Annotated in this window: 11 protein-coding genes; 6 read left to right on the top strand and 5 right to left on the bottom strand. The window is 39.0% G+C overall.

Annotated elements, in window-relative coordinates; all coding sequences use genetic code 11:
* On the bottom strand, positions 1-215 hold a 215-nt coding region (locus OCV61_RS15535), incomplete at its 3' end, for a KilA-N domain-containing protein (protein ID WP_158422598.1).
* A complete protein-coding gene (locus OCV61_RS15530) occupies positions 205-411 on the bottom strand; it encodes a helix-turn-helix domain-containing protein (RefSeq protein ID WP_158422583.1) in 207 nt (68 codons plus the stop codon). The genes OCV61_RS15530 and OCV61_RS15535, both read right to left, overlap by 11 nt.
* Positions 412-933: 522 nt before the next feature.
* Between OCV61_RS15530 and OCV61_RS15525 the strand changes: the two genes are divergently transcribed.
* Positions 934-1,749, top strand: coding sequence for a HAMP domain-containing sensor histidine kinase (locus OCV61_RS15525; protein ID WP_262583177.1), 816 nt, complete (start codon positions 934-936; stop codon positions 1,747-1,749).
* A 274-nt stretch (positions 1,750-2,023) separates the two neighbouring features.
* On the top strand, positions 2,024-2,290 hold the full coding sequence (locus OCV61_RS15520) for a hypothetical protein (protein ID WP_158422581.1): 267 nt from the start codon (positions 2,024-2,026) through the stop codon (positions 2,288-2,290).
* On the opposite strand, the gene OCV61_RS15515 is transcribed toward OCV61_RS15520, so the two are convergent.
* On the bottom strand, positions 2,284-3,177 hold the full coding sequence (locus tag OCV61_RS15515) for an AraC family transcriptional regulator (protein ID WP_158422580.1): 894 nt from the start codon (positions 3,175-3,177) through the stop codon (positions 2,284-2,286). The two genes, OCV61_RS15520 and OCV61_RS15515, sit on opposite strands and share 7 nt — an antisense overlap.
* 444 nt (positions 3,178-3,621) lie before the next feature.
* Here OCV61_RS15515 and OCV61_RS15510 point away from each other — a divergent pair, with 444 nt between their 5' ends.
* The 4 genes from OCV61_RS15510 (at position 3,622) to OCV61_RS15500 (ending at position 6,304) form a co-directional block, all read left to right on the top strand.
* The gene (locus tag OCV61_RS15510; RefSeq protein ID WP_158422579.1) at positions 3,622-4,263 is read left to right on the top strand and encodes a nitroreductase family protein; all 642 of its coding nucleotides are present in this window, start codon (positions 3,622-3,624) and stop codon (positions 4,261-4,263) included.
* Positions 4,264-4,326: 63 nt separating this feature from the next.
* A complete protein-coding gene (locus tag OCV61_RS15505) occupies positions 4,327-4,455 on the top strand; it encodes a hypothetical protein (RefSeq protein ID WP_262583175.1) in 129 nt (42 codons plus the stop codon).
* A gap of 499 nt (positions 4,456-4,954) precedes the next feature.
* Positions 4,955-5,347, top strand: a complete 393-nt coding sequence (locus tag OCV61_RS18685; protein WP_330382960.1) for an MATE family efflux transporter — start codon at positions 4,955-4,957, stop codon at positions 5,345-5,347.
* A gap of 15 nt (positions 5,348-5,362) precedes the next feature.
* The gene (locus OCV61_RS15500; protein WP_330382961.1) at positions 5,363-6,304 is read left to right on the top strand and encodes an MATE family efflux transporter; all 942 of its coding nucleotides are present in this window, start codon (positions 5,363-5,365) and stop codon (positions 6,302-6,304) included.
* 58 nt (positions 6,305-6,362) lie between these two features.
* On the opposite strand, the gene OCV61_RS15495 is transcribed toward OCV61_RS15500, so the two are convergent.
* Together OCV61_RS15495 and OCV61_RS15490 are read right to left on the bottom strand one after the other, a co-directional pair.
* Complete coding sequence (locus OCV61_RS15495; RefSeq protein ID WP_158422578.1) at positions 6,363-8,384, bottom strand: FtsX-like permease family protein; 2,022 nt, start codon at positions 8,382-8,384, stop codon at positions 6,363-6,365.
* Positions 8,377-9,144, bottom strand: coding sequence for an ABC transporter ATP-binding protein (locus tag OCV61_RS15490; RefSeq protein WP_158422577.1), 768 nt, complete (start codon positions 9,142-9,144; stop codon positions 8,377-8,379). Before OCV61_RS15490 ends, OCV61_RS15495 begins: the two co-directional genes overlap by 8 nt.
* Positions 9,145-9,302: the final 158 nt, after the last annotated feature.

Raw genomic sequence — 9,302 nt, 5'->3', positions numbered from 1 at the left:
GATTCGAACACTTTAAAATTGGGATTATATATCTGTTCCCATACAGACAAATATTCCAAAGTACCACGATTTCTTAACCAATTTCTTACCACATCTGCTGCCCTGACAGAATCTGATTTAGCCTTAGCAATATCTGTAATACAAATATAATCATCTAACTCCTGTTTCGAAATAGAAATCTGAACATTTTGCACTTCAATTATTTTATTCTTCATTCATATCTTCCTTTATGATGAGTTGTTCCATCTTTGCTTTATATGCTAATAAGCGTAACACATAATCTGGCATCTTTCTGGTTCCTCGTTCCCACTCTGTTACTGTTCTGTATGGGATTTCAAAATATTCACAAAATTCCTTTCTGTTCATTCCGGTACTTTCTCGTAATTCTTTTATTTTATCTTTTATTTCCATTTTCTCCCCCTTTTTATTTTACACATTGTGTATGTATCGTAGCATATTTTTTCATTTATTACAACATCTATCATCTTCATTTTGGTATGCTCTCTGAAAGGCATAATCTACCCGGGAATGTCAAGTCATTGCTACAAAAAATATGTGGCTTTTTTACCACGAAAATGGCTTAAAACCGCATATTTCTGTATAGAGGATGTTATATAATTGTCACAAAATAGGTAGGGAGGATGTTACGTCATTGTCACAAATTTATAGCAATCCTCGTAAATAATGCATTTAAGACAGTCCATCAGAGGGTGAAAGACAAGGAAGATATCTGCAGGCGTGCTGACGCACGGCAAAGATATCTGACGCAGGATTTCACCCTCTGATGGACTGTATTAAGATGCGTTATTTTAGAGGATCGCTATAGTAGGGATTATCCAAATTGATCCTAAAGCCAGACATATTCCAATTGTCGCTCTTTCATTTGGAAGCATACTTTTAGGAACGATCATCGCATTATTTGTGGGAAAATTAATGATTCAACCTATCCAGACTATGAGAGATGCCTTTGATGAACTTTCCAAAGGAAACTTTTCTGTCAGGATTCCGACAGATCAGAAGCTCGTTGAAATTCGTGAAATGGCACAGCATTTCAATGCCACGGCGTATGACTTATCTCATATAGAAACTTTAAGAAATGATTTTGTTGCCAATGTTTCCCATGAATTTAAAACACCGATTGCAGCTATCGAAGGTTATGCAACGCTGCTCCAGACTCCAAAACTTCCTCAGGAAAAGCATGACCACTATGTCAGAATTATTTTAGATAATTCCAGACGGCTTTCCAGCTTATCCACGAACATCCTGACTCTTTCCAAACTGGAGAATCAGGAAATGATCATTGATAAACGCGAATTTCGACTGGACGAACAGATCAGGAAATCCATCCTGATGCTAGAGGGAAAATGGTCCGACAAAAATATAGAATTTGATATGGATCTTCCAAAGCAGATATATTATGGAAGCGAGACTCTTCTCTCACAGGTATGGATCAATATCCTTGATAATGCAATCAAACACTCACCCCAAAGTGGTATCATTCATATAAGCATTCACTCCACAGAAACAGAAGTTTCCGTTTCAATCGCCGATCACGGAGATGGCATGACTCCTGAGATAAAAAAACATATTTTTGAAAAATTTTATCAGGGTGATAATTCCCGGCAAACTGAAGGAAATGGACTTGGGTTAGCTTTAGTCGGACGTATTGTTGAACTTTGTCATGGCACAATCACCATAGAAAGCACGCCCCAAAAAGGAACAGCCTTTTCCATCCATTTGCCTCTTTAATTTATTGTAGCTGACACTCCCCATAGCTAAAGTAAAGAGCTTATTATAACCATATTGGATAATAACCTCATATCATAATCCGTACTTTTCAGAGCATGTTCGAAAATTATTCATACATTCGCCAACTCTTTTCATAATGGATATATACAAATTATATGAATCATTTTCCAGACACGCTCTGGTCCTGATTTTACCAATTATAGTCCTGATATCTGTTTTTTATTGTTATATATTCAGCTATTATGGATTTAAATTTAAGAAGGGAGTCCTGATTATGATACAATATAACATTTGTGTAAAAAATATCCCAGCTTTCAGGAAATATGCAAATATGATTGTCCGTTTTAACATTAGCGGATTTGTAAAAGTAAAAAATACAGAAATCAATATGTACGATATTCTTGAAATCATATCTCAAGGTTCAGTCGATTCCATGATTTTGATACTTACCAAATACAACCCTGAGCAGGTTCCAGAACTGGAAGCATATATGAAAGAATCACACCTTTGGGCAAAACAGACAAATATTTCCAATCAATAATCAAGTTTTTCTAATTGTGCCCGATACTGTACAGGAGTAGCAGAAGTATACTGGCGAAATACCTTTCCAAAGTAACTTACAGAACTGAATCCACACATTTCACTGATTTCTGTAATCGTATATCCCGTAGTCATCAATAATTCCAGTGCCATCTGCACACGATACTGATTCACATAATTCATTGGTGACTGCCGGATAGAACGACTAAAACATCTGCTGCATTCACGAATTCCAACAGAAGCTGCACTTGCAATCTTCTCCAATGAAAGTTTCTCCGCATAATGAGAATGAATATAATTTAACATTTGTTTCATTCGTTCAGAATCTTCTTTGTACACTGGTGCTTTCACTTTCTCACTTTTTACTTTCTCTAAAATCATGCACCAAAGCTTTTCCAGCTGAATGCGGATTTGAATTTCAAAATATTCAGGCTCTTCTTCTGCCAGATAAATAATTTCTTTTATACAGGCAAATGCAGGATCTGATGCCGGAATTTCCAGACCGGAAATATCTGAATTCATAATTGGAATTATATATTTCTGAAAAATTTCTCCATTATATTGACCAGCAAGGAAAAGTGGTTCAAAAAGAAATGCATAAGTTTTATACTTTACCGAATTTTCCGGCTGATAAGAATGAATCTTCTGCGAATTAATAAAAACAGCATTCCCCTGAGAAATATTTAAGGATGTTCCCTCAAAATCAAAACGAATATCACATCCTGTTACCAAGTCGATTTCAAACGCAGAATGCCAGTGCCAGGGAAAAAGACTGCCCCGCAGATTATCACCAGTCGAATACTGGCATCGGAATGATATTTTTTCTCCGGTATCACCAAAAAATTCTTCCATATTTGATGTTGACTGAAAATTCGTCTTATAAATCATATCCTCCACCTCAAACTCACCTGTAAATTCTTCGCTATCGCTTTTTTATTCTTCTTCTGTTTCGTCACTCATCATAACATTTTTATCCTCTAATGATAATTGACTACAATCAATAACATATTCTATATTAAAGTCTAGCGAATCCTATAAACAGAGTCAATTAGAAATTCCGTAACTTACAAGATTAAGTTTTCAAAATTCTCCTTCATCTGACTGCAATGGCCTCGATTTTCTTTACCATTGAAATTTTTCACTTCTTTTATGATATACTACGTTTAAACATTTAAACCAAGAAAGAAAGGAAGTAACTACCCTGGCATTCTTCTATTCTGGCACAGCGAAAAGTCAATCGGATATTCGCAATTGAAGCAGGTGACTTACTTGATTTACTTAAATTTCTGCTGTACCAGAAGGATGCGCAGCAGTTACGAAAGGATTTATTTTATGAATATTTTACAGGTAATGAAAGAAAGACATAGTGTACGTCAGTATAAAAATCAGCCAATCAAACATGAAACAAAAGCTGAAATCCGCGATCTTATCTCTGAAATTAATGCAGAAAGTGGTTTACAGATGCAGATTTTCTTTGATGAACCTGGTTGTTTCGACTCATTTATGGCACATTATGGAAAATTCAAAAATGTATCAAACTATATTGCAATCGTTGGAACCAAAGAACAGCAGGAAAAAGCCGGCTACTACGGTGAAAAGCTTGTTCTGAAATGTCAGGAAATGGGATTGAATACCTGCTGGGTAGCCATGACACATGGAAAAACACAGGCAAAAATTGAAAAAGGTAAGAAACTTCTGATCGTGCTTTCCCTTGGTTATGGAGAGACACAGGGCGTTCCGCATAAGAGCAAAAGTATCTCTGAACTTAGCAAAGCAGATCAGAATACTGACTGGTTCACCAGAGGAATGGAAGCCGTATGCCTGGCACCGACAGCCATGAATCAGCAGAAATTTATGTTTGAGCTTAAAAACGGAACGGCGACTGCCAGACCATTAAGTGGTTTTTACACAAAAATTGATCTCGGAATTGCCAAATATCATTTCGAGGCGGCATCCGGACATGAGGTTAAGTAATGCAAAATCCGAAAGAAATCGAGAAGCTTGCCTCTGATTTTGAAAAATGCCGGGATTTTAAAAATGAGACGGGAGGCAACCAAAAACTACTATTACTTTGACCCGGATATGAAAAGTTTTAATCTCCTGATCAGTGTGCTTCAGAACGCAGTAGATATCACCTCTGAATTTCCTGACAGAAGTGGTTTGTAAACCTTGCAATCGTTTTATAGAAGTTCGTAACTGTTCAGTACCCTCACAGTTACGAGTCAAAATGCATTCCAAATCACCTTCGGTGATGGCATTTTGCCTTGTATGTCTCGGGATTTTGGCAAAAAACATGCCAAAACACCTCGCGGGATATTACCTACTGAATAGTTACAGAAGTTCTATAATATCTTCGACCGTTGACAGATTTTCAACTATAGCAATTCCAGGAAACAGACATCTGCCAGCCAAGTTAATTTTACAGAAATGCAGGGGATAATTTTATGAACATCAGATGCTTATATAAAAATTATAATTGACATTCAAAAATCTGTAGTATATAATCGTTTTGTTCATCGGAGGGTGATTTGTTCGATCAGAAACAATAGCTGAATAAGATGGCAGACTGAAATGTCCGCTTTCTTATTCAGCTTTTTTGTTATCTGCCTGATTCGACTGAATTTTCATTCAAGTCGAACAATTACACAAGGAGGAATCACAGCACATGGAAAAAAACACATCATTTACCGAAGGAAAAATCATGCAGCCGTTACTTCTGTTTGCAGTTCCTGTATTGCTGGCACTGTTTCTACAGGCTATGTACGGTGCAGTAGATTTACTTATTGTTGGTAAGTTTGCTTCTTCTGCTGATGTATCTGCGGTATCTACCGGTTCACAGATCATGACCACACTGACAAATCTGGTCAGCAGCTTTGCAATGGGAACGACAATTCTGCTTGGACAGCAGATTGGAAGCGGTAAGAAAGAAGAAGGCGGTCGCACCGTAGGAACAGCCATTCTGCTATTTGCCGGAATTGCTGTGATCATGTCAGTCATTCTTGTAGTCTTCGCCCCTCAGGTCAGCAGTCTCATGAACGCACCGGAAGAAGCTTTTTAAAAGACCGTTGATTATATCCGGATCTGCGGCGGCGGTATGCTAGTCATTGTCGCTTATAACCTGATTGGCTGTGTTTTCCGCGGACTTGGAGACTCCCGGACACCATTGATCACCGTTGCCATCGCATGTGTATTCAATGTTGCCGGAGACTTGCTTTTATGCGCCGTTTTCGGTATGGGTACCGCTGGTGCCGCTATTGCTACTGTATTTGCACAGATTGTCAGTGTAATCGTATCTTTTATTCTTATCAGTAAAAAAGATCTGCCATTTACAATAAAAAAAGAAAATATCCGGATTCACAAAACTTACCTGCGTAAGATGACCGCTTTCGGCGCGCCGATTGCCCTGCAGGATCTTCTCGTAAGTATTTCTTTCCTGATCATTCTGGCAATCGTAAATGGTATGGGTGTGATTGCTTCCGCCGGTGTTGGTGTTGCGGAAAAAGTCTGTGCTTTTATTATGCTGATATCATCCGCTTTTATGCAGTCCATGTCTGCTTTCGTAGCACAAAATTATGGTGCCGGACGCCTTACCAGAGCAAGAAAAGCATTACACTATGGCATCGCAGTTTCCTTTAGTGTCGGTGTTGTAATGTTCGTAATTACCTTCTTCCATGGAGATATCCTGGCGGGTATTTTCTCCTCCGACCCGGAAGTAATCGCAGCAGCCGCAGATTACCTGAAAGCCTATGCCATTGACTGTCTGTTCACTGCTATCTTCTTCTGCTACACCGGATTCTATAATGGAATTGGCAGAACAAGATTTGTTATGATACAGGGAATTCTCGGTGCATTCTGCGTCAGAGTGCCGGTATCTTACATCATGAGTATCCAGCCAAATACTTCTCTGTTCCATATCGGGCTGGCAACACCGATGTCCTCTATATTACAGTTAATCCTCTGTGTAGGATTTATGCTTTGGCTGCAAAAAAACAGACTGTTAGATGACAAACCTTAATACTCTCATCGTTTTGATCGGAAACTGTTTTCCTCACAGTCAACAGACTGCTGAATAGTTATTTTCTCTCTACAATATGATAGTAAGAACGCGCCGTCATAAGATAAATCAATCCATACACAATGGCAAAGATCAGCACTGTTCCCGCAGTACATCCAATAAACAGCTTCGTATTCGTCATTCCAAAGAGCAGGAGCATTCTTCGAATCATTGGAAATGCCATGGTAATATGAAGCATTGCCATTAACAGCGGGAGGAAAAATACCATCAGAATCTGTCTGCGGACAGAACTTCTGACCTCCCGGCGGCTTAAGCCAACCTTCTGCATGATCTCAAATCGCTTCTGATCTTCATATCCTTCGGAAATCTGTTTATAATAAATAATCATAGCTGTTCCCATAAGGAAAAGAGAACCGAGAAAGATTCCGATAAACAAGAGAGAACCATTATCCGCATAATAGGACTCATATTCCTGCTGGCGGATTCCGGAAGTTATCCATGAGTTTTCTGACAAGCCTCCGTTTTTCTTCAAGTCTTTAACAGCCTCCATTACCGGGGTTCCAAAATCAATCTTATCTGTCTCCGAACCAGTAATATCCAGACCAAGATGAAGTGTCAGGTTCTCTCCCGCAGGAGCAGAAGAAACTCCTTTATACATTTCTGTACGCATCTCATCAAATTTCTTAAAATCTTCATCTGTAACAACTAATACCGCATTATCACTGACTGCATCTTCGCCACAGGTCAGAGGATTCTTATCCAGCCATTTTTTCACTGTAAATTCTGTCTCATCAACAGTAACTGAATCTTTCTGCACAGCTGAAGGATACCATGCAAAAATTTCACCATCATTGAGATTTGCAGAAATTCCTGTAAGTCTTTCATATTCTGCCTGATTCAAAAGAGAAAGTACCAGTACCGAATCAGAATTTCGAATAGTATTTGCTGGTTTTATCAGAATCTGATCACCATTTTTGCTGCATACGATAACCAGATAGATTTCCTCCACAGACTTTTCTACCGGAACTTTATTATCCGCAATATCTTTTTCAAAAGCCTCTATTGCGGTCTGACATTCTTCTTCGCTTATGCTGGTAACAGACATATCAACATCATACGGATAGCGATTCAGCATAATATCATTCATTCCGAAATAAATGGAAACTGTCATGGAAATCATAAGCAGAACACCTGTACTTAGTATACAGATACTTGCCAGACCGATTGCGTTCTGCTTCATTCGATAAAGCATTCCCGATATGCTGATAAAATTTCCTGTCCTGTAATAAAAACTCTTTCTGCGTCGGAGAAACTTCAGAATCACAATACTTCCTGCGGTAAAAAGCAGATAAGTCCCTGCCATAACAAGAATAACAGCCAGAAGAAATATCGTAATTGCCTTGATTGGAGATTCAGTCGTAACCGCAAGGTAATAACCTGCACCAAGGCAGATAAAACCAATCAATGCCATGAGCCATTTTGCTGCCGGTTCTTTTTCTCCGGTATTATTACCGCGAAGTAATTCTACCGGACGGCTTAAATGAATTTTCGCAAGGTTCAGAAACAGAATCATCAAAAATACGATACCAAACATGAACAGACAGGTAAAAATCCCCTTTACTGAAATATAAAATCCAAGCACTGAAGGGATATGAAGCAGCTTTAACAGCAAAAGAAGTGCCAGCTTACTTCCAATAATTCCGGCTGCAATACCACCGACAAGTGAACCTATTGACGTGATGATCGTTTCAAGAAACATTACGATTCCAATGTGATTTCTTTCCAGTCCAAGAATATTATAAAGACCTATCTCTTTCTGCCTTTTCTTCATCAGAAAACTGTTACTGTAGATCAGAAAAATAATACAGAAAATCTCTACGACTATCTCTCCTGTAAACACGATCATACGCACTTCATCCGCCTGACGCACTGCCTGATCCAGTGTCGGACAGTCACGCAGAAATTCCATCATATAAATCATTGCAATACAAAAAATACAGGTAATCATGTATGGAATATATGTGCTTTTGTTGTTTCGGATATTCTGTTTTGCAAGTCTGGAAAAAATTCCCTTATGCATGCTGCTCACCACCTGTCGTAAGTATCGTAAGCGTATCCGCGATCATCTGATACATTTCCTGACGCGATTTACTGCCTTTGTATATCTGATGAAAAACTTCTCCATCTTTGATAAAAAGAACTCTGGACGCATGGCTGGCTGCCTGTGCGCTGTGCGTAACCATAAGAATCGTCTGTCCCTCTGCATTGATTTCGCCAAATATGGAAAGAAGTGCTGACGCCGCCTTTGAATCAAGTGCGCCCGTCGGTTCATCCGCAAGAATCAGTTTGGGATTTGTGATCAACGCCCTTGCAACAGCAGCACGTTGTTTCTGACCACCGGAAACTTCATATGGAAATTTATCCAGAATTTCTGTGATCTTAAGAGCCTGCGCAATCGGGCGGATTTTCTGTTCCATCTCACGATAATCTTCTCCTGTAAGAACAAGTGGAAGGTAAATATTATCTCTCAGGCTGAAGGTATCCAGCAGATTAAAATCCTGAAAAACAAATCCAAGATTTTTCCTTCGGAATGCTGATATTTCTTTTTCTGTAAGGTGTACAATATTTTTCCCTTCCAGAAGAACCTCTCCGGATGTCGGACGATCCAGAGATGCAAGAATATTCAGCAAGGTTGTCTTACCGGAACCAGATTCCCCCATAATCGCGACAAACTCACCTTCCTCTATAGAAAATGTAACATTTGAAAGCGCCTGTACCTTGTTTCCCCCGAAACGTGTACTGTATATTTTTTTGATATTTGTAACTTCAAGCAAAGCCATAAATGGGGCTCCTTTCTTTTAATTGATACCGTAAGTATAAGATTTTTTTATGGCTTCTGCCATCGAAACAGGTTACATCAGTCGCCCCCACCCGTGAAACGGGTGGCTCGTAGGATGGCTATAAGCCTTTAATGCTAGGCCAGCGTCTCAAGGCGCTG

This window comes from Blautia ammoniilytica, assembly GCF_025566965.1.
Classification (GTDB): Bacteria; Bacillota; Clostridia; order Lachnospirales; family Lachnospiraceae; genus Blautia_A; species Blautia_A ammoniilytica.
The sequence above is the reverse complement of the archived record's forward strand: the minus strand, read 5'-3'. Positions and strand labels throughout refer to the sequence as shown.

Excerpts from the sequence above, each read along its gene's own strand:
- OCV61_RS15530 (WP_158422583.1), bottom strand. The coding sequence starts at position 411 with ATGGAAATAAAAGATAAAATAAAAGAATTACGAGAAAGTACCGGAATG.
- OCV61_RS15525 (WP_262583177.1), top strand. The coding sequence starts at position 934 with ATGATTCAACCTATCCAGACTATGAGAGATGCCTTTGATGAACTTTCC.
- OCV61_RS15520 (WP_158422581.1), top strand. The coding sequence starts at position 2,024 with ATGATACAATATAACATTTGTGTAAAAAATATCCCAGCTTTCAGGAAA.
- OCV61_RS15515 (WP_158422580.1), bottom strand. The coding sequence starts at position 3,177 with ATGATTTATAAGACGAATTTTCAGTCAACATCAAATATGGAAGAATTT.
- OCV61_RS15510 (WP_158422579.1), top strand. The coding sequence starts at position 3,622 with ATGAATATTTTACAGGTAATGAAAGAAAGACATAGTGTACGTCAGTAT.
- OCV61_RS15505 (WP_262583175.1), top strand. The coding sequence starts at position 4,327 with ATGAGACGGGAGGCAACCAAAAACTACTATTACTTTGACCCGGATATG.
- OCV61_RS18685 (WP_330382960.1), top strand. The coding sequence starts at position 4,955 with ATGGAAAAAAACACATCATTTACCGAAGGAAAAATCATGCAGCCGTTA.
- OCV61_RS15495 (WP_158422578.1), bottom strand. The coding sequence starts at position 8,384 with ATGCATAAGGGAATTTTTTCCAGACTTGCAAAACAGAATATCCGAAAC.
- OCV61_RS15490 (WP_158422577.1), bottom strand. The coding sequence starts at position 9,144 with ATGGCTTTGCTTGAAGTTACAAATATCAAAAAAATATACAGTACACGT.